The organism is Streptomyces sp. NPDC042364 (assembly GCF_056437585.1).
Map to the genome: position 1 here is coordinate 263,414 of NZ_JBWKAJ010000001.1, position 20,343 is coordinate 283,756.

A 20,343-nucleotide genomic window follows, 5' to 3' on the forward strand; every position below is an offset into this window, starting at 1 on the left:
TCCCCCTCCGACGGGGACGCCGCCTTCGTCCGTCCGCGTGCCGCTCCGCCGGGCCCTACCGCGGCGCCGGCTCCGGGATCCCGCCCTTCGGGATCTCCTTGCCGTCCGGCCCGACAACCTCGCGGTCGCCCAGCGGCTCGTCCAGCCGCACGGTCCGCTCCATCGCCTTGGCGATCATGATGCAGACCCTGCCGGCGTGCGGAGTGCCGGTCACGGTGACGGTCACCTCGCCCGACTCCTCGGTCGCGGTGGCCGAGTAGTCGCTGCACACCCCGCCCCAGAAGCTGACCGTCAGCTCCCGGCCGTCGACCGTGTAGCCCTGCACCGTCACGTTCCGCGATCCGGGGTCCGCCGGCCGGTCACCGGGGACGTTCGGGTCCTCGGGCCCCTCGGTCGGCTCCTCCCGCGGCTCGGCAGCGGCCAGGTACTTCGGGTCCACGGCCGGATGCGTCACCGTGAAGCCGCTCTCGGCCTTCTGCGGCCGGACCTCGAACAGCCAGGACGGCACCAGCGCCGGCCGGCCGCCGACCTGGTGGGAGGCGAGTCCGAACACCGCGTGCACGACCGGCACCGGCTGCGACCGGGGCGTCGACGGTGACGGCGCGATGTCCTCGCCCGCGGGACCGGCGCCCTGCCCCGAGTCGTTCAGCAGCTCCAGCGCCCGCTCGGCGTCCACCACCGGATACGTGTCGCCCTTCACCGGTGCCTTGACGTTGCCGCTGCCACCGACCACGGTGCCGTCCGCACCCACCTGGAGGTTGGTCGCCCAGCCGTACGTGGGCAGGCCGCCCACCTCGGGATCGGCGTTCACCACACGGACGGCGCCCATGAGCCGGGAGACGTCGAGCTTGGCGTCGTCCTGGCCGACGGCCTTGAGGATCGGCGCCGCCGCCCTCCTCGCCGCCGCCTCGCTCACCGGATCGGTGCCGCCGGCCGGGGGCTCGGCGGCACAGACATCGGCCTTCTGGCAGTTGTCGGTGCCCGGGGTGAACCTGCTGAACGTCCACGCGCCCGGTGACTGCCTGCCGACGTGCAGCGTCGGGCTCGATCCGTCGCCCACGGTGCCGACCCGCCAGCTCTCGCCCTCTGCCCTCGGCTCGCCCTCCATGCCCAGCGCCTTCGCGAGCCGCGCCACCTCGGCGGCCGTCACCCGGCCCTCGGCCGTGTACACGGGAGCCGAGTCCGGGCCCTCGGGCAGCTTGCCGTCCGCCCGGTACGTCACCCCGCCGGGGTCGGGCTCACCGGGAGCGATGCCGTTCGAAGTGCCGCCGTACCCGTCGAGCGCCAGTGGCGGAGGAGCGCCGTCGGCCCCGGCCGAGCGCCCGGAGCCCCCGCCGGACCCACCGGACGTGGTCGCCGCGAGAAACACCCCGCCACCGCCGACGAGCAGCACCGCCGCGGCCACGGAGGCGACGATCGCGTGAGAACGCCGCCGCCCGGACCGCCCGGACCGCCCGGCGGCCTCGGTCCGGCCGACCTCCGCGACCCCGGACACGTCGGCCGTATCGGCCCCGGCCGGACTGGCCCGGGATCCCTCACCGTCGTCCACGAGCTCCGCCGTACCGGTCCGGTCCTCGCCCGGGTCGTCCACGAGCTCCGCCGTACCGGTCCGGTCCTCGCCCGGGTCGTCCGCGGCTCCCGCCGTACCGGTCCGGTCCTCGCCCGGGTCGTCCGAGGCCCCGGCCGGACGGGGCCGCGCCTCTTCGTCGGCCCCGGCCTCCGCGGGGCGAGTCCCCTCGTCCTCGCCTCCGGTCGTGGTGGTCTCACTGACCCCATCGGCCCGGTCCCCGCCGGCCCTGATCTCCTCGGTGGCGTCGGGCCGGGCGCCCTCGTCCGGGTTCTCGGGGTGGTCGGGTCGCTCGGCGTTCACCGCATCGCTCCTTCGGCTGGTCGTACACCGCCTCCCCCATACGGGGGACAGCGATGGGACGCGGCGGAGGAGCCGACGGTTCCCTGCCCGCGGCGCGGATGCGCGCCGGACCCCTCAGTCGCCGTAGTCGGACATCGCGTCCACCAGCCGCGCGGAGGTCGCCGGCACCGTCACCCCGTGGATGAGCGAAGGGGAGACCGGAGCCGTAATGACCTTCGCGGGAGCCGCCCAGTGCGGAGCCATACGGGCGCAGTCGCCACGGAGTGCCGCGAGGCCGCCGTCCGGGTCGAACGGAACGGTGCCGTGGATCTTGGGGTTCGTCATACCGGCACCGTATGCACCGGGAACCCCACGAAGAAAGCCCTACTATCGGGTAGTTTTGCCTGCTTCTGAGGGCTTCGGCGACCCGGTAGCGTGAACTGTCAATCCCCTCTCCCTTCGCAGGAGTGTGTCCTCGCCGTGCGTATCGCAGTCTCCGGCTCCATCGCCACCGACCATCTGATGACCTTCCCGGGCCGTTTCGCCGACCAGTTCGTCGCGGACCGGCTGCACACGGTCTCCCTCTCCTTCCTCGTCGACCAGCTCGACGTCCGCCGGGGAGGTGTCGGCGCGAACATCGCGTTCGGCATGGGACAACTCGGTACGAAGCCGATCCTGGTCGGCGCGGCCGGCTCCGACTTCGTCGAGTACCGGGCGTGGCTCGACCGGAACGGCGTGGACACGGCCTCCGTGCGCATCTCCGAGACGCTGCACACGGCCCGCTTCGTCTGCACCACCGACGCCGACCACAACCAGATCGGCTCCTTCTACACCGGTGCCATGAGCGAGGCCCGCCTCATCGAGCTCAAGACCGTCGCCGACCGCGTCGACGGCCTCGACCTGGTCCTCATCGGCGCCGACGACCCGGAGGCGATGCTCCGCCACACCGAGGAGTGCCGCTCGCGCGGCATCCCCTTCGCCGCCGACTTCTCCCAGCAGATCGCCCGCATGGAGGGCGAGGAGATCCGGATACTGCTGGACGGCGCGACCTACCTCTTCTCCAACGAGTACGAGAAGGGTCTCATCGAGTCCAAGACCGGCTGGTCGGACGCGGAGATCCTCGGCCGGGTCGGCCACCGGGTGACCACCCTCGGCGCACAGGGCGTCCGCATCGAGCGTGTGGGCCACGACCCGATCGAGGTCGGCTGCCCGGACGAGGAGCGCAAGGCCGACCCCACCGGCGTCGGCGACGCGTTCCGTGCCGGCTTCCTCTCCGGCCTCGCCTGGGGCGTTTCCCTGGAGCGCGCGGCCCAGGTCGGCTGCATGCTCGCCACGCTGGTCATCGAGACCGTGGGGACGCAGGAGTACCAGCTGCGCCGGGCGCACTTCATGGAGCGGTTCACCAAGGCGTACGGGGACGAGGCCGCCGGCGAGGTACGGGCCCACCTCGCCTGAGGGCTCAGCTCACCCTGCGCACCACATAGGCCGAGCCCCGCTCCGCGGCGTCCTCTCCGACGTACTCCTGGCCCCGCATCTCGCACCACGCCGGGATGTCCAGGCGGGCCGCCTCGTCGTCGGAGAGGACGCGGACCGTGCCGCCGAGCGGGACGTCCGCGATCACCTTCGCCAGCTCGATGACGGGGATCGGGCAGCGCTTGCCGAGGGCGTCCACGACGAGGGCGTCCTCGTGCGGCACGGCGGCCGGGGCCGGCGCGCCCAGCTTCTCCCGGACCGCCGCGACCGTCCGCGGCAGCACCGCCAGGAACCGCTCGACGTCCTCCTCCGGAGTGCCCGGCGGCAGCGACACCCGTACGTTCCCCTCGCTCAGCACCCCCATGGCACGCAGCACATGGCTGGGCGTCAGCGTGCTGCTCGTGCAGGAGGAGCCGGAGGACACGGAGAACCCCTCGCGGTCCAGCTCGTGCAGCAGTGTCTCCCCGTCGACATAGAGACAGGAGAAGGTGACGACACCCGGCAGCCTCCGCACCGGGTGACCGACCACCTCCACGTCCGGCACCAGCGACGGCACCCGCGTCCGGATCCGCTCCGTCAACTCCCGCAGCCGCACGGCCTCCGCGGCCGCCTCCGCCCGTACCGCCCGCAGCGAGGCGGCCGCCGCCACGATCGCCGGGATGTTCTCGAACCCGGCGGCCCGCCCCGACTCCCGCTCGTCCGCGGGACCTTGGGCCGCGAACCGCACCCCCTTGCGCACGACCAGCAGCCCGACCCCGGACGGACCGCCCCATTTATGGGCACTCCCGGTCAGGACCGACCAGTCACCGTCGACCCGGCCCCACCCCAGCGACTGCGCGGCGTCCACCAGCAGCGGCACCCCCGCCTCCCGGCACACCCCCGCGACCTCGGCGACCGGCTGCTCCGTCCCCACCTCATGGTTGGCCGACTGGAGGCAGACCAGCGCGGTGTCGTCCCGCAGGGCCTCGGCGCAGGCGTCGACGCCCACCGCGCCCGACCGGTCCACACCGACCCGGGTGACCGACCCGCCGCCGGCCTCGTGCGCCTCAGCCGCGTGCAGCACCGAAGAGTGTTCGACGGACGACACGATCAGGTGGCGTCCCACCCGCCGCCGTCCGGCCAGCACCCCGGCGACCCCGGAGTGCACCGCCCGCGTACCGGACGAGGTGAACACCAGCTCGTCGGCCCGGCACCCCACCGCCTCGGCGGCCGCCTCCCGGGCGGCGTCCAGCAGCATCCGGGCCCGCCGCCCCTCCCGGTAGAGGCGGGCGGGATCGGCCCACCCCTCGTCCAGGGAGGCCAGCAACGCCTGCCGTGCGACGGGATGGAGGGGAGCGGAGGAAGCGGAGTCGAAGTAGGCCACAGGCCAACGCTAAAGCCTCGGGGTGAGTGAAACGGGGCGCGGGGAACCGCGCGAACGGCGACAACGCGCGCGGACCCGCCAAACCGGCCGAACTGCCGAGCTATCAGGCGCACCCGGCACCCCCAGGTAACCGCTCCAAGTGACCCCCGGCGAGTTGGGCCCCCCTCCCCGCGCGACCCCAAATCGCGTCCAGTAGGGTTTGGTCCGCATAAACATCCAAACCCCTGCCCGTCGCAGGGCGGCGACCGACCAGCGAGAAGGCCGCAGCCTGACCTGCGCGGGCGAGACTCTCGGGAAGGCGCTACGTGAGTCCCAACGGCTCCGACCGCTCGCCGCGGCGCCCGATGCGGCGGAAGCTGCTGCAGGCACTGACTGCGGGCCTGGTCCTGGCGACCGCCACCGGTTGCACATACAAGGACTTCCCTCGCCTTGGTATGCCCACCCCCACCACGGAAGAGGCTCCGCGGATCCTCTCCCTGTGGCAGGGTTCCTGGGCGGCCGCGCTCGCCACGGGCGTACTGGTCTGGGGCCTGATCCTGTGGAGTGCTTTCTTCCACCGGCGCAGCCGCACCAAGGTCGAGGTTCCCCCACAGACCCGGTACAACATGCCCATCGAGGCGCTGTACACGGTCGTTCCGCTGATCATCGTCTCGGTGCTGTTCTACTTCACCGCCCGCGACGAGTCGAAGCTCCTCGACACGTCCAAGAAGCCCGACGTCACGGTCAACGTGGTCGGCTTCCAGTGGAGCTGGTGCTTCAACTACATCGAGAACGTCGACGGCTCCACCGGCGACGCGGCCAAGGACGAGAACCTGGCCGCGATCCCGGACCGGTACAAGAAGGAGTTCCCGGCGAACGCCGGCGGTGTCTACACCTGCGGTATCCCCGGTGACAGGAACCCGCAGACCGGCAACCCCGGCCCGACCCTCTGGCTCCCCAAGGGCAAGACGGTCCGCTTCGTCCTCACCTCGCGTGACGTCATCCACTCCTTCTGGGTGGTGCCGTTCCTGATGAAGCAGGACGTCATCCCGGGCCACACCAACGCCTTCCAGGTGACTCCCAACCAGGAGGGCACCTTCCTGGGCAAGTGCGCCGAGCTGTGCGGTGTGGACCACTCCCGGATGCTCTTCAACGTCAAGGTCGTCTCTCCCGAGCGCTACGAGCAGCACCTCAAGGAGCTCGCGGAGAAGGGCCAGACCGGTTACGTCCCGGCCGGCATTGAGCAGACGAGCCACGAGAAGAACCGGGAGACGAACCAACTGTGAGCATCCTCAACGAACCTCAGGGTGCCGCGGCGGCAGGGTCCCACTACGAGGACGAGCTGCCCGTCCGGCGCCAGCGCCGCGGCGAGGTCGTCGTCAAGTGGCTGACGACCACCGACCACAAGACGATCGGCACGCTCTACCTGGTCACGTCGTTCGTGTTCTTCTGCATCGGCGGCGTCATGGCACTCGTCATGCGTGCCGAGCTCGCCCGCCCGGGTACGCAGATCATGACGAACGAGCAGTTCAACCAGGCGTTCACGATGCACGGCACGATCATGCTGCTGATGTTCGCGACGCCGCTGTTCGCCGGATTCGCCAACTGGATCATGCCGCTGCAGATCGGCGCGCCCGACGTGGCGTTCCCGCGGCTGAACATGTTCGCGTACTGGCTGTACCTCTTCGGCTCGCTGATCGCGGTGGCCGGCTTCCTCACCCCGCAGGGTGCGGCCGACTTCGGCTGGTTCGCCTACTCCCCGCTGTCGGACGCGGTCCGCAGCCCGGGCATCGGCGCCGACATGTGGATCATGGGTCTGGCCTTCTCCGGCTTCGGCACGATCCTCGGCTCGGTCAACTTCATCACCACGATCATCTGCATGCGTGCCCCCGGCATGACCATGTTCCGCATGCCGATCTTCACCTGGAACGTGCTGCTGACCGGTGTCCTGGTCCTGCTCGCCTTCCCGGTCCTCGCGGCCGCGCTGTTCGCCCTGGAGGCGGACCGCAAGTTCGGCAGCCACATCTTCGACGCGTCCAACGGCGGCGCACTGCTCTGGCAGCACCTCTTCTGGTTCTTCGGCCACCCAGAGGTGTACATCATCGCCCTGCCGTTCTTCGGCATCATCTCCGAGGTCATCCCGGTCTTCTCCCGCAAGCCGATGTTCGGCTACATGGGTCTGATCGGCGCGACCATCGCGATCGCCGGCCTCTCGGTCACGGTGTGGGCGCACCACATGTACGTCACCGGTGGCGTGCTCCTCCCGTTCTTCTCCTTCATGACGTTCCTCATCGCCGTACCGACCGGCGTGAAGTTCTTCAACTGGATCGGAACGATGTGGAAGGGCTCGCTGTCCTTCGAGACCCCGATGCTCTGGGCGACCGGCTTCCTGATCACCTTCACCTTCGGTGGTCTGACCGGTGTCATCCTGGCCTCGCCCCCGATGGACTTCCACGTCTCCGACTCGTACTTCGTGGTGGCGCACTTCCACTACGTGGTGTTCGGCACCGTCGTCTTCGCGATGTTCTCCGGCTTCCACTTCTGGTGGCCGAAGTGGACGGGCAAGATGCTCGACGAGCGCCTCGGCAAGATCACGTTCTGGACGCTGTTCATCGGCTTCCACGGCACGTTCCTCGTCCAGCACTGGCTGGGCGCCGAGGGCATGCCGCGTCGTTACGCCGACTACCTGGCGGCCGACGGCTTCACCGCCCTGAACACGATCTCGACGATCAGCTCCTTCGTGCTCGGCCTGTCGATCCTGCCGTTCCTCTACAACGTGTGGAAGACGGCCAAGTACGGCAAGCCGGTCGGCGTCGACGACCCGTGGGGCTACGGCCGTTCCCTGGAGTGGGCTACCTCCTGCCCGCCGCCGCGGCACAACTTCCTCACCCTGCCGCGGATCCGCAGTGAATCCCCGGCGTTCGACCTGCACCACCCGGAGATCGCCGCGCTCGAGCAGCTCGCGCACGGCGCTCCCCGCGCCAACGAGCTCGCGGGCAGCGGCAGCGGCAAGGAGGCCGGCAAGTGAAGATCCAGGGCAAGATGTTCATCTGGCTGAGCGTCTTCGTCCTCGCCATGGCGATCGTCTATGGCGTGTGGTCGAAGGAGCCGGCCGGCACCACGGCGCTCTTCCTGGCCTTCGGCCTGTGCATCATGGTCGGCTACTACCTGGCCTTCACGGCCCGGCGGGTCGACGTGGGCGCGCAGGACGACAAGGAGGCCGACGTCGCGGACGACGCGGGCGAGCTGGGCTTCTTCAGCCCGCACAGCTGGCAGCCGCTCTCCCTCGGCATCGGCGGAGCGCTCGCCTTCATGGGCGTCGTCTTCGGATGGTGGCTGCTGTACTTCTCCCTGCCGATCATCCTGATCGGTCTGTGGGGCTGGGTCTTCGAGTACTACCGCGGAGAGAACCAGAACCAGTAACACGCGCCGAGCGCACGGAAGCCCGGACACTCCGACAGGAGGTCCGGGCTTCCCCCTTTTGCCGCACCGCGGGTCCCTCACTCGGCCCACCCGGCGCGCCGCGTCCGACGGCCGTTCCTACGTTGAAGCCATGAGCACTGCACCGCGAAACCGCACGGTCGTCAGCTTCACCCTGCTGGTGGTCTCCCTGGGAGCGGGCGTCACCGCCTGCGGTTCCGGCGGCCACCCGCTCTCGGGCAAGCCGTACGACGCGGCCGACCAGGTCTCCTTCAACACCCCCACGGGCGACGGCGAGAAGGCCGACCCCGACAAGCCACTGGAAGTCACCGCCGAGGACGACGGACGCATCACCGACGTCACCGCCGTGGACGCCGCAGGGCGTTATGTGGCGGGCGAACTCGCGGCCGACGGCAGCCGCTGGCACTCGACCTCACCACTCGCCGCCAACGCCCGCTACACGGTCAGGGTGAGCACCGAGTCCGACGACGGCGCCCCCGGCCGCGAGGAACGGACCTTCGACACCGGCCGTCCGCTCGCCAAGAAGCGCCTGACCGTCACCTTCGGGCCCAAGGGCGGCAAGTACGGCGTCGGCCAGCCCGTCACCGCGGAACTCAGCAGGGCGGTCAAGGACAAGGCGGCCAGGGCCGTCGTCGAACGTGCTCTCAAGGTCGAGTCCGTGCCCGCGGCGGAGGGCGCCTGGCACTGGGTGGACGACAAGAAGCTCCACTACCGGCCCAGGGAGTACTGGCCCGCCAATGCCACGATCGAGGTCCGCAGCACCCTGGAGGGCATAAAGATCGGTGACCGCCTCTGGGGCGGCAAGGCCAAGCCCCTGACGCTCACCACCGGCGACAAGATCGTGGCCGTCACGGACGTCGCGGCCCACCGGATGACCGTGTACAAGAACGACAAGGTCATCAAGGAGATACCGGTCACCACCGGGATGCCCGGCTACGACACCCGCAACGGCGTCAAGGTCGTCCTGGCCAAGGAAGGCACCGTCCGCATGACCAGCGCCAGCATAGGCGCGTCGGACTTCTACGACCTGATCGTCCACAACTCCGTCAGGGTCACCAACAGCGGCGAGTACGTCCACGCCGCCCCCTGGTCCACCGGCTCCCAGGGCTACGCCAACGTCAGCCACGGCTGCACCGGTATGAGCAACGCCAACGCCGAGTGGTTCTACGACACGATCAACGAGGGCGACATCGTCAAGGTCGTCAACTCCGCCGGCGACACCATGGCCCCCTTCGGCAACGGTTTCGGCGACTGGAACCTCGACTGGCAGAAGTGGCGCGAGGGCAGCGCCCTCACCGCCGGGACCCCGCAGGCCCCCCGCTCCGAGGTCCAGGCACGCCTGCGCCCCGAGTCGGTGTGAAGCCGCGGCCCGCGCTCCCTCGGGGCGCGGGCCACGCGGCTGCTGGTGCCTGTTGCGGCACTAGGCGCTCAGAGCCCGCTTCCCGCGCAGCAGGGAGGCCAGCGCCGACGCGAACTCCACCGGGTCCACCGGGTGCGTCACCGCCCCGTCCGCCCGGCTCCAGGTCGCCAGCCACGCGTCCTGCGGCCGGCCGATCAGCAGCAGCACCGGCGGGCACTCGAAGATCTCGTCCTTGATCTGGCGGCACAGTCCCATGCCCCCCATGGGCACGGCCTCACCGTCGAGGACACAGACATCGATACCGCCCCTGTCCAGCTCCTTCACGACGGCCGCGGGGGTCGCGCACTCGACGAACTCCACGACGGGGACGTCCGGAGCGGGTCGGCGGCCGGTCGCCAGCCGCACTTGTTCACGGGTGTTGGAGTCGTCGCTGTACACCAGCACCGTGGCGGTCGGGCGCATTGTTCCTCCGTTACGCAGAAGATTCAGACGTCGTACGGACAAGGACCGATGCGCGGATGCTACTCCCTTGAACACCACGTCAGCACCGGTACGGAAGGGAGCAACACTCCGAACGGCACCCCCCGGAGTGAGGGCGGGATAAGCGACCGACATAATGTCGGTCGTGGCGACAGCAACGACAGTAGATACCGGGCACGCGCACCCGTCGGTCAACCGGCCGAACCTCACCAGCGTCGGAACCATCATCTGGCTGAGTTCCGAGCTGATGTTCTTCGCGGCCCTCTTCGCGATGTACTTCACCCTGCGATCGGTGACCGGTCCGGAGTTCTGGTCGGAGAAGGCCGACACCCTGAACTTCCCGTTCTCGGCGACCAACACCACGATCCTGGTGCTCTCCTCCCTGACCTGCCAGCTCGGCGTGTTCGCCGCCGAGCGCGGGGACGTGAAGAAGCTCCGGATGTGGTTCATCGTCACGTTCGTGATGGGTGCGATCTTCATCGGCGGTCAGGTCTTCGAGTACACCGAGCTGGTCAAGCACGAGGGCCTGTCGCTCTCGTCCGACCCGTACGGCTCGGTCTTCTACCTGACCACCGGCTTCCACGGACTGCACGTGACGGGCGGCCTCATCGCCTTCCTGCTGGTCCTCGGGCGCACCTACGCGGCCAAGAGGTTCACCCACGAGCAGGCGACCGCGGCCATCGTCGTGTCCTACTACTGGCACTTCGTCGATGTCGTCTGGATCGGCCTCTTCGCCACGATCTACATGATCAAGTAATCGGGCGGACGAGCCGGGCGGACCGTACGCCCGCCTCGATCCCGAGAACGACCCTTCCAGAAGCACCGACGCAGAAGATCCTGACACCGGGGTAATCCGTGAAAAAGCTCTCCGCACGACGACGCCATCCGCTGGCGGCGGTCGTCGTCCTATTCATCGCGCTGGCGGCCTGCGCGGGGCTGTACACCGCCTTGGCGCCCGCGGACAAGGCGGTGGCCGAAGAAACCGCGCAGACCCTCACCATCGAGGAGGGCAAGAAGCTCTATGCCGTGGGCTGCGCGAGCTGCCACGGCACCGGCGGTCAGGGCACCACCGACGGGCCTTCCCTGGTGGGTGTGGGCGCGGCGGCCGTCGACTTCCAGGTCGGCACGGGCCGTATGCCGGCGCAGCAGCCCGGCGCGCAGGTCCCGAAGAAGAAGAACATCTACTCGCAGGCCGAGATCGACCAGCTCGCGGCGTACATCGCCTCGCTGGGCGCCGGTCCCGAGATCCCGACCGAGAACGTGTACAACCCCGAGGGCGCGGACATCGCCGAGGGCGGCGAACTGTTCCGGACGAACTGCGCTCAGTGCCACAACTTCACCGGCAAGGGCGGTGCGCTGTCCGAGGGCAAGTACGCGCCGAGCCTTGAGGGTGTCGACCCGAAGCACATCTACGAGGCCATGCAGACGGGCCCGCAGAACATGCCGTCCTTCCCCGACACCACGCTGTCGGAGGAGAACAAGAAGGACATCATCGCGTACCTCGAAGCGGTCAACAGCGATGACACCGTGGAGCCCGGTGGCCTCAGCCTCGGCGGACTCGGTCCGGTCAGCGAGGGCCTGTTCGGCTGGGTCTTCGGTCTCGGCACGCTGATCGCCGTCGCCGTGTGGGTCGCCGCTCGGACCGCAAAGGCCAAGAAGTCATGAGTAGCCAAGAGATTCCAGAAGAGAACGTGCGTGCCGAGCAGTCCGCGGGACTGCGCGAGCAGGAGCACGGCGCGGTGAAGGTCGCGGACGAGGAGAACCCCTTCTCGGACCCCGGCCTCCCGCCCCACGAGCACCGGATCCAGGACATCGACGAGCGGGCCGCCAAGCGGTCCGAGCGCACGGTCGCCCTGCTGTTCACGGTCTCGATGCTGTCCACCATCGCGTTCATCGCCTCGTATGTCGCGATCCCGGTCGACAAGGCGATCTACGTCTGGCCGATCGGGCACATCAGCGCGCTGAACTTCGCGCTGGGCTGCACGCTGGGCCTGGCCCTGTTCTGCATCGGCGCGGGCGCGGTCCACTGGGCCCGCACCCTGATGTCCGACGTGGAGGTCGCCGACGAGCGTCACCCGATCGAGGCCTCGCCCGAGGTCCGCGCGAAGGTCCACGCGGACTTCAAGCAGGGTGCCGCCGAGTCGGGGATCGGCCGTCGCAAGCTGGTGCGCAACACCATGCTCGGCGCGATGGCCATGGTCCCGCTCTCCGGTGTCGTCCTGCTGCGTGACCTCGGTCCGCTGCCCGGCACCAAGCTGCGGCACACCACGTGGGCCAAGGGCAAGAAGCTCGTCAACATGAACACGGGCGAGCCGCTGCGTCCCGCGGACGTCGCGGTCGGGTCGCTGACCTTCGCGATGCCGGCCGGCCTCGACGAGCACGACCACGACTTCCAGAAGAACATCGCCAAGGACGCCCTGATGATCGTCCGGATCCAGCCGGACAACATCAAGTCCAAGCAGTCACTGGAGTGGGGTCACGAGGGCATCCTGGCCTACTCCAAGATCTGCACCCACGTCGGTTGCCCGATCTCGCTGTACGAGCAGCAGACGCACCACGTGCTCTGCCCCTGCCACCAGTCCACCTTCGACCTCGCCGACGCCGGCCGGGTGATCTTCGGTCCCGCGGGTCACGCCCTGCCGCAGCTGCGGATCACCGTCGGCGAAGACGGTTACCTCGAAGCCCTGAGCGACTTCGAAGAGCCCGTCGGTCCTGCCTTCTGGGAGCGCGGATGAGCACTGCAACCACCACAGACGCGCGCGGCAAGCGCGGGAAGGCACCGGCCGGCGAGCGCGTCGCCGACTGGGCCGACGGCCGGCTCGGGATCTACTCCCTGGCCAAGGCCAACATGCGCAAGATCTTCCCCGACCACTGGTCGTTCATGTTGGGTGAGGTCTGCCTCTACAGCTTCATCATCATCATCCTCACGGGTGTGTACCTGACGTTGTTCTTCCACCCGTCGATGAACGAGGTGGAGTACCACGGCCCGTACGTCCCGCTGCAGGGCCAGCTGATGTCCGAGGCGTTCAACTCGACCCTGCACATCTCGTTCGAGGTGCGCGGTGGTCTGCTGATCCGGCAGATCCACCACTGGGCCGCGTTGGTCTTCCTCGCCGGCATGTTCGTGCACATGATGCGCGTGTTCTTCACCGGCGCGTTCCGCAAGCCGCGTGAGATCAACTGGCTGTTCGGCTTCCTGCTGTTCGTCCTGGGCATGTTCACCGGCTTCACCGGCTACTCGCTCCCGGACGACCTGCTCTCCGGCACCGGTGTCCGCTTCATGCAGGGTGTGCTGCTGTCCGTGCCGATCGTCGGCACGTACCTGTCGATGTTCCTCTTCGGCGGCGAGTTCCCGGGCGGCGACTTCGTGGCCCGCTTCTACTCGGTCCACATCCTGTTGCTGCCGGGCATCATGCTCGGCCTGGTGGTGGCGCACCTGATCCTGGTCTTCTACCACAAGCACACGCAGTACGCGGGCCCCGGAAAGACGAACAACAACGTCGTCGGCATGCCCCTGCTCCCGGTGTACATGGCCAAGGCCGGAGGCTTCTTCTTCCTGGTCTTCGGTGTCATCGCGATCATCTCGGCGGTCGCCACGATCAACCCGATCTGGGCCCTGGGCCCGTACCGTCCGGACCAGGTGTCCACCGGTGCCCAGCCGGACTGGTACATGGGCTTCGCCGAGGGCTTCGTCCGTGCGATGCCGGGCTGGGAGATCAACTTCGGGGGTTACACGCTCGTCCTGGGTGTGTTCATCCCGATCGTGCTCTTCCCGTTGGCCCTGGGCCTCATCGCGGTGTACCCGTTCGTCGAGTCCTGGGTCACCGGCGACAAGCGCGAGCACCACATCCTGGACCGCCCGCGCAACACCCCGACCCGCACCGGGTTCGGTGTCGCCTGGGTCACGATGTACATGATCGGCCTGATCGGTGGTGGAAACGACCTCTGGGCGACCCACTTCCACCTGTCGATCAACGCCATCACCTGGTTCGTCCGGATCGCGTTCTTCGTGGGCCCGGTCATCGCGTTCATCGTGACCAAGCGCATCTGCCTCGGCCTTCAGCGCCGCGACCGGGACAAGATCCTGCACGGTCGTGAGACCGGCATCATCAAGCGCCTGCCGCACGGTGAGTTCATCGAGGTCCACGAGCCGCTCAGCCAGGAGCAGCTGCACACGCTCACGGCGCACGAGCAGTACAAGCCGGCCGAGATCGGCCCCGAGGTCGACGAGAACGGCGTCGCCCGCAAGATCACGCGTCGCGAGAAGCTCCGGGCCAAGCTGAGCAAGGGCTACTACGGCGAGGACAACCAGATCCTCAAGCCCACCGTCGAGGAGTACAAGGAGATCACGAGCGGCCACGGCCACCACTGATCACCCGCTTCGCCACACACGGTCGAAGGGCCCCCGTCCGATCTTCGGACGGGGGCCCTTCGCCGTGCCCGGGGCTGGATAGGGTGGGAGCATCGATTGCCTTGCCTCCGCGGGCGGTGACCCTCCCGCGGCTACGACCACCAGGAGCGGCTGATGAGCGCTGTGACCCCCGCTGGAGGCGACACCGCGGCGGGCCGTTCCTGGCCCGAGGTGCTGAACGCGCTGCTGTCCGGGCAGGACCAGGACGCCGGCGCCACGTTCTGGGCGATGGACCAGATCATGCGCGGCGAGGCGACGGACGCGCAGATCGCCGGGTTCGTGGTGGCGCTGCGGGCCAAGGGCGAGACCGTCGAGGAGATCACCGGGCTGGTGCGGGCGCTGTACGAGCACGCCCATGTCATCGAGGTGTCGGGGCGCACCGTCGACATCGTCGGTACGGGCGGCGACGGTGCCAAGACGGTCAACATCTCCACGATGTCGTCGATCGTCGTCGCCGGTACGGGCGCCAAGGTCGTCAAGCACGGCAACCGGGCCGCGTCGTCGGCCTCGGGCGCGTCCGATGTGCTGGAGAAGCTCGGCGTCAATCTGGAGCTGACGCCGCGGCGGGTGGCGGAGGTCGCCGAGGAGGCGGGCATCACCTTCTGCTTCGCGGTGAAGTTCCACCCGGCGCTGCGTCATGTGGCCGCCGCGCGCGGGCAGTTGGGCATCCGTACGGTGTTCAACGCGCTCGGGCCGCTGGCGAATCCGGCGAAGGTGCGGGCCCAGGCGGTCGGTGTGGCCGATCCGCGGATGGCGCCCATCATGGCGGGCGTCTTCGCCGAGCGCGGCAACTCGTCGCTGGTGTTCCGCGGCGACGACGGGCTGGACGAGCTGACGACCACCGCGACCTCGCGGGTCTGGGTCGTGCGCGACGGCAAGGTGACGGAGGAAGCGTTCGACCCGCGGGACGTGGGGCTGGAGCTGGTGCCGGTGTCCGCGCTGCGGGGTGCCGACGCGTCCTACAACGCGGATGTCGCGCGACGGCTGCTGGCGGGGGAGACCGGGCCGGTGCGGGACGCGGTGCTGCTGAACTCGGCGGCGGCGCTGGTGGCGCTGGAACCGGGCACGGGGTCGCTGGCGGAGCAGCTGCGGGGCGGGATGGAGCGGGCCGCGGAGTCGATCGACTCGGGGGCGGCGCGGAGGGTTCTCGACGGCTGGATCGCGGCGACGAATCGGTAGCCGTCGCGGCACGTGGGGGGCGGCGTGGGCCTGCGGCCCGGCCTTCATCCTGAAAGGCACGGGGCGCAGCCCCGGTCGCTGTTCAGGGGCGCGGGGAACCGCGCGACCAGCCACACACCACCCGCACCCGCCGACGGACCGCGCCCGCCGACGGACCCGCACCCGCGGACGGACCCGCACCCCCGAGTGACCAGGCGCCCGATCCCGCTATCCGGACATGAGTTGCGGCGCGGCGATCACTTCGCGTACGTTCCTGATCAGGTCATGAGTGACAGCCACAAGGCCCCGGCCGGCTGTCCGGCAACCCTCCGTCCGTGGCGGGGTGCCCCGGGTGAAGACCGGGTCGTAGGCAGCGAGGTCTACGACAAGCGCGGACCCCTCGCACGCTTTTGAGAAGTGTGGGGCCAGGGGTCCTGGTCGTTCGAGGGAGCCTTCCGTGAGCAAGCGAATGCGATAGGGCCGCCGAGCCCCGCCTCCGCGCACCCTTCTTCCTTCCTCAGCGTGCCCTGCTTCGGCATGCCCTCTCACGGGAGTTCCCCATGTCCGTCTCCACCTTTGCCGCCGACCGGTCCGTTTGCACCCCGCTGCCCGTTCTCGGCCGGGATGTCACCGTCCCGCTCGTCACCGGCGGCGAGGTCACCTACGCCGCGCTCGACTACGCCGCCAGCGCCCCCGCGCTCCAGCGGGTCTGGGACGACGTGGCGGCTTACGCGCCCTACTACGGCAGCGTGCACCGGGGCGCCGGTTACCTGTCGCAGCTGTCGACCGACCTCTTCGAGAACGCCCGCCGTACCGTCGCCGAGTTCCTCGACTGCCGGGACGACGACCAGCTGGTCTTCACCCGGTCGACCACCGACTCGCTCAACCTCCTCGCCGCCGCACTGCCCGCCGGCTGCCGGGTCTTCGTCTTCGAGACCGAGCACCACGCCTCGCTGCTGCCGTGGCGGGACGCTCGGGTGACCTACCTGGACGCGCCCAGGACGCCCGCCGAGGCCGTCGCCGCGCTGGAGCGGGCCCTCGCCGACCGGGACCCCCACGGCCCTGCGCTGGTCTGCGTCACCGGTGCCTCCAACGTCACCGGGGAGATCTGGCCGGTACGTGAACTGGCCGCCGCAGCGCACGCGCACGGCGCGCGGATCGTGCTCGACGCCGCGCAGCTCGCGCCCCACCATCCCGTGTCCGTACAGGACCTGGACGTCGACTGGGTCGCCTTCTCCGGGCACAAGCTGTACGCGCCGTTCGGTTCCGGTGTCCTCGCCGGGCGCGCCGACTGGCTGCGGGAGGCGGACCCGTACCTCGCCGGCGGCGGTGCCTCCCGCAAGGTGACCCGGCGTACGGACGGGGGAGTGGACGTCGAGTGGCACGAGACCGCCGCGCGCCATGAGGCCGGCTCCCCGAACGTCATCGGCGCGTACGCCATCGCCTCCGCCTGCAAGGCCCTCACCGAGGCCGGGTTCGACACGCTCGTCGCCCGCGAGCAGTACCTGATCGACACCGTCCGCGCCGGGCTCGCCGAGGTCCCCCAGGTCCGGGTCCTCTCCCTCTTCGGGGACGACGCCCCGCGCGTCGGTGTCCTCTCCTTCGTCGTCGAGGGCTGGAACAGCTCCCACTTCGCCGCCGCCCTCTCCGCCGAGTACGGCATCGGCGTACGCGACGGCCTCTTCTGCGCCCACCCGCTGGTGCGCACCCTCCTCGGCAGCGATCCGCAGACCCAGGGCGAGTGCGGCGCCCCCGAGGCCGCACCCGGCGAGAAGTCCCTCAACGCCATCCGCGTCAGCTTCGGCGCGGGGACGCCCGACGAGCACGTGGAGCGGTTCGTGGCCGCCGTCAAGGAACTCGTCCGCGACGGGGCCCGGTGGACGTACCGTACGAAGGACGGGCGTTGTGCGCCCGCCGACCGGTGACCGGCCTCAGGGGGACGATCCGGCGTGTGACCCGGCGGGTGTCGGCAGTGCCGCCGCAGCGCCGAGCGCCGCCCGAGCCTCGCGCCGGACTCCGATCCCGGTGACCTCGCGCTCCGAACGGCGCCGGAGTCAGCGAGGTTCCGGCACCATCGGCAGCGGCCCGGGGGTCAGGCTCATCTCGGCCCGTGGTCGCACGACGTGCCCCGGCACGGAACGCAGTCGCCAACGCGAGGCGATGGCGGCAAGGGCGAGCGTCGCTTCCGTCATCCCGAAGACGTCGCCGATGCACTTGCGGCTTCCCGCGCCGAAGGGCAGGTAGGAGGTGCGTGTGACGTCCTTGGCCCGCTCGGGCAGCCACCGGTCGGGGTCGAACCTCTCCGGGTGCGCGAAGAGCCCGGGAATCCGGTGGATGACGTAGGGGCTGATCAGAATGTCCGTCCCGGCCGGGAGCCGGTGCCCGCCCAGCTCGGCGGTGTCGGTGGTCATCCGGGTGAACATCCAGGCCGGCGGATACAGCCGCAGCGTCTCGGTGAGGATCCGCTGCGTGTGGACGAGCATCGGCACGTCCGCGTACGTCGGTGCCCGGCCGCCCAGCACCTCGTCGACCTCGGCGTGCAACCGCGCCTCGGCCGCGGGATGGGCCGCGAGCAGATGCCAGGCCCAGGCCAGCGCGCTCGCGGTGGTCTCCACCCCCGCCAGCAGCAGGGTCATGACCTGGTCGTGGACCTCCTGGTCCGACATGGCACCGCCGCCGTCGTCGTCCCGGGCGGTCAGCAGGGCCGACAGCAGGTCGCCGCGGTCCTCCTCAGAGCGCCGGTACTCGCTCACGATGCGGTCGATCAGGGTGTGCAGTCGGACCAGCGCCGCGTCGAACTCACGGTTGCCGGCCAGCGGCAGCCTGGCCAGCAGCCCCGTGGGATCCACGGCCCGGCGATAGGCGCCGTGCACCGTGATGGGCAGGCTCCGCTGGACTTCCGCCACCGCGTGCGCGTCCATCTCGGTCGAGAAGAGCGCCCGGGCCGTCACCCGGGCGGTGAGGGCCTGCATCGTCTCACTGACGTCGATCGGCACTCCGGCCCGCCAGTCGTCCGTGTGCCTCGCGCACTCGTCCTGCATGACCTCGGCGTAGAGGGCGATACGAGGAGGGTGGAAGGCCGGCTGCACCATCCGTCGCTGTCTGCGGTGGTCGGCCCAGTCGGAGGTGATCAGTCCGTTCCCCAGGATGGGGCGGGCCTTCTCCTTCACCGGCCCGCCGGTGTCGTAGAGCCGTGCGTTCAGCAGCACCTGCTGCACCAGTTCGGGATGGCAGGGCAGGTAGGCGCGCCTGGCGCCGATGCGTAGTTCGACCAGGTCTCCCAGGTCGCACAGCGAGGTCAGGAAGGTCAGCGGGCGCCGGGCCATGGAGAGAGCGTGTCCCACCAGCGGCAGCCGGCCCGGTGCCTCGGCCAACCGCCAGCCATGCCTGGTCGCGCCGGAACGGGTTTTCATGCCTGTCGGAGTCCTCCGGTGACGGTACGGGCGGATGAGGTGGCGCGGGACGTCAGCGCCGCTCCAGAACCATGGGCAACGGGCCCGCCTCCAGGGTGGCCTTCGCTTCCAGGCGCAGCCGGGACCCGGGCGCCGGACGCAGCCGCCACCGCGACGCGACGGTTGCGACGATCAGCGCGGTCTCGGTGAGCGCGAGGACGTCGCCGATGCACTTGTGGCTGCCCGCGCCGAACGGCAGCAGCGCCCCTCGGGGCATCTGCGCGGCGCGATCGTCCTCCCAGCGCCCGGGGTCGAAGCGCTCCGGGTCCGGGAAGAGCTCGGGATCGTGGTGCAGGGCGTAGGCGCTGTAGAGGATCATCGTCCGGGCGGGGATGGTTCGGCCGCCCAGTTCGACGTCCTCCGCCGTGACCCGCATCGCCATCCAGGAGGGCGGATACAGACGCAGCGCCTCGGTGATGACTCGGCGGGTGTACGGCAGCAAGGGCAGGTCGTCGTAGACCGGCGTGCGGCCCTGGAGCGCCTCGTCCACCTCGGCGTGCACCCTCCTCTCCACCTCGGGCAGTGTGCCCAGCAGATGGAAGACGAAGGCCAGGGTGGACGCGGTGGTCTCGCTGCCGGCGACCAGGAAAGTGACCACCTGGTCCAGCACCTGACGGTCGGTCAACTTCTCGCCGGTCTCCGGGTGCTCGGCCTGCAGCAGCATCGCCAGCAGGTCCTCCTGCCCGGCGTCGGACCGATGTCGGCCGGCGATCATCTCCGTCACGATGTGCCGCAGCCTGGTGTTGGCCCGGTCGTAGGCGCGGTTGGCCGGGGTGGGGAGCCTCTCCAGCACACCGAGAGGAGCGACAGTGCGTTTGTAGATGCCGTGCGAGACGGTCCGCAGGCACTGCCGGGCCTCCTCGATCCGTTCCTCGTCGAGCCCGGTGGAGAACAGGGTGCGGGCAGCGACACGCATCAGCAGGGCGTGCATGGTGTCGCTGATGTCCCGTGTCTCTCCGGGCCGCCAGGCGTCGGTCGCCGACCGGGTGTCCGCGGCCACGGCTGTGGTGTAGGTGGCGATCTTCCTCGGGTGGAAGGCGGGCTGGATCAGGCGCCGCTGGAACCGGTGCTCCTCGCCCCGGGAGACCGACAGGCTGTTGCCGAGCAACTGCCGTGCCTTGTCGAAGACCCCGCCCTTGTCGAAGACCCGCGGGTGGAGCAGGACGTGGCGGACCAGCTCGGGGTGGGCGGCGAGGTAGGCACGGCTCGTCCCGAGCCGCAGTTCGACCAGATCGCCGTGGGCGGGCAGCGACGCCAGGAACTCCAGGGGACGACGCCACAGCGCGGGCACGTGCCCGAGCAGCGGCAGGGCGCCGGGGGCGGTGCCGACCCGCCAGGGCCGCCCGTCTTCCGGGTGCTCGGGCCTGGGCATACGGG

General features: G+C 70.0%; 17 protein-coding genes and 1 riboswitch. Of the genes, 11 read left to right on the forward strand and 6 right to left on the reverse strand.

Going from position 1 to position 20,343, the window contains the following annotated elements:
- Positions 1-55: 55 nt before the first annotated feature.
- Entirely contained in the window at positions 56-1,870 is a 1,815-nt protein-coding gene (locus AC067N_RS01085) for a hypothetical protein (protein WP_478676761.1), read from the reverse strand.
- 114 nt (positions 1,871-1,984) lie between these two features.
- On the reverse strand, positions 1,985-2,194 hold the full coding sequence (locus tag AC067N_RS01090; protein WP_257546333.1) for a hypothetical protein: 210 nt from the start codon (positions 2,192-2,194) through the stop codon (positions 1,985-1,987).
- Positions 2,195-2,329: 135 nt separating this feature from the next.
- Here AC067N_RS01090 and AC067N_RS01095 point away from each other — a divergent pair, with 135 nt between their 5' ends.
- A complete protein-coding gene (locus AC067N_RS01095) occupies positions 2,330-3,304 on the forward strand; it encodes a carbohydrate kinase family protein (RefSeq protein WP_478676762.1) in 975 nt (324 codons plus the stop codon).
- Between the two features lie 4 nt (positions 3,305-3,308).
- Here AC067N_RS01095 and AC067N_RS01100 read toward each other — a convergent pair whose 3' ends face one another.
- Positions 3,309-4,685 carry an aminotransferase class V-fold PLP-dependent enzyme gene (locus AC067N_RS01100; RefSeq protein ID WP_478676763.1) on the reverse strand — a complete coding sequence of 459 codons (1,377 nt, stop codon included), beginning with the start codon at positions 4,683-4,685 and terminating at the stop codon, positions 3,309-3,311.
- Positions 4,686-4,990: 305 nt separating this feature from the next.
- Between AC067N_RS01100 and ctaC the strand changes: the two genes are divergently transcribed.
- From ctaC to AC067N_RS01120, 4 genes are all read left to right on the forward strand, one after another.
- Entirely contained in the window at positions 4,991-5,950 is a 960-nt protein-coding gene (ctaC, locus tag AC067N_RS01105) for an aa3-type cytochrome oxidase subunit II (RefSeq protein ID WP_478676764.1), read from the forward strand.
- Entirely contained in the window at positions 5,947-7,692 is a 1,746-nt protein-coding gene (ctaD, locus tag AC067N_RS01110) for an aa3-type cytochrome oxidase subunit I (protein WP_478676765.1), read from the forward strand. Before ctaC ends, ctaD begins: the two co-directional genes overlap by 4 nt.
- The gene (locus tag AC067N_RS01115; RefSeq protein ID WP_478676766.1) at positions 7,689-8,087 is read left to right on the forward strand and encodes a cytochrome c oxidase subunit 4; all 399 of its coding nucleotides are present in this window, start codon (positions 7,689-7,691) and stop codon (positions 8,085-8,087) included. Before ctaD ends, AC067N_RS01115 begins: the two co-directional genes overlap by 4 nt.
- A gap of 130 nt (positions 8,088-8,217) precedes the next feature.
- Positions 8,218-9,465, forward strand: coding sequence for a L,D-transpeptidase (locus AC067N_RS01120; protein WP_478676767.1), 1,248 nt, complete (start codon positions 8,218-8,220; stop codon positions 9,463-9,465).
- Positions 9,466-9,525: 60 nt separating this feature from the next.
- On the opposite strand, the gene AC067N_RS01125 is transcribed toward AC067N_RS01120, so the two are convergent.
- A complete protein-coding gene (locus AC067N_RS01125) occupies positions 9,526-9,927 on the reverse strand; it encodes a response regulator (RefSeq protein WP_478676768.1) in 402 nt (133 codons plus the stop codon).
- 154 nt (positions 9,928-10,081) lie between these two features.
- Here AC067N_RS01125 and ctaE point away from each other — a divergent pair, with 154 nt between their 5' ends.
- The 6 genes from ctaE (at position 10,082) to AC067N_RS01155 (ending at position 17,439) form a co-directional block, all read left to right on the forward strand.
- Positions 10,082-10,702, forward strand: a complete 621-nt coding sequence (gene ctaE / locus AC067N_RS01130) for an aa3-type cytochrome oxidase subunit III (protein ID WP_055715524.1) — start codon at positions 10,082-10,084, stop codon at positions 10,700-10,702.
- A gap of 98 nt (positions 10,703-10,800) precedes the next feature.
- Positions 10,801-11,610 (forward strand): cytochrome bc1 complex diheme cytochrome c subunit, encoded by an 810-nt coding sequence (gene qcrC / locus AC067N_RS01135; RefSeq protein ID WP_478676769.1) that lies wholly within the window; start codon positions 10,801-10,803, stop codon positions 11,608-11,610.
- Positions 11,607-12,680: a cytochrome bc1 complex Rieske iron-sulfur subunit gene (gene qcrA, locus AC067N_RS01140; protein ID WP_478676770.1), complete on the forward strand. Its 1,074-nt coding sequence runs from the start codon at positions 11,607-11,609 to the stop codon at positions 12,678-12,680. The genes qcrC and qcrA overlap by 4 nt, the downstream gene beginning before the upstream one ends.
- Positions 12,677-14,317, forward strand: coding sequence for a cytochrome bc1 complex cytochrome b subunit (qcrB, locus tag AC067N_RS01145; protein ID WP_478676771.1), 1,641 nt, complete (start codon positions 12,677-12,679; stop codon positions 14,315-14,317). The genes qcrA and qcrB overlap by 4 nt, the downstream gene beginning before the upstream one ends.
- Positions 14,318-14,470: 153 nt before the next feature.
- Entirely contained in the window at positions 14,471-15,535 is a 1,065-nt protein-coding gene (gene trpD, locus AC067N_RS01150) for an anthranilate phosphoribosyltransferase (RefSeq protein ID WP_478676772.1), read from the forward strand.
- Between the two features lie 260 nt (positions 15,536-15,795).
- A riboswitch (SAM riboswitch) is annotated at positions 15,796-15,912 on the forward strand.
- A gap of 162 nt (positions 15,913-16,074) precedes the next feature.
- Entirely contained in the window at positions 16,075-17,439 is a 1,365-nt protein-coding gene (locus AC067N_RS01155; RefSeq protein WP_478676773.1) for an aminotransferase class V-fold PLP-dependent enzyme, read from the forward strand.
- Between the two features lie 129 nt (positions 17,440-17,568).
- Here the strand turns inward: AC067N_RS01155 and AC067N_RS01160 are convergent, their stop codons facing one another.
- On the reverse strand, positions 17,569-18,927 hold the full coding sequence (locus tag AC067N_RS01160; RefSeq protein ID WP_478676774.1) for a cytochrome P450: 1,359 nt from the start codon (positions 18,925-18,927) through the stop codon (positions 17,569-17,571).
- 52 nt (positions 18,928-18,979) lie between these two features.
- On the reverse strand, positions 18,980-20,338 hold the full coding sequence (locus AC067N_RS01165) for a cytochrome P450 (protein ID WP_478676775.1): 1,359 nt from the start codon (positions 20,336-20,338) through the stop codon (positions 18,980-18,982).
- Positions 20,339-20,343: the final 5 nt, after the last annotated feature.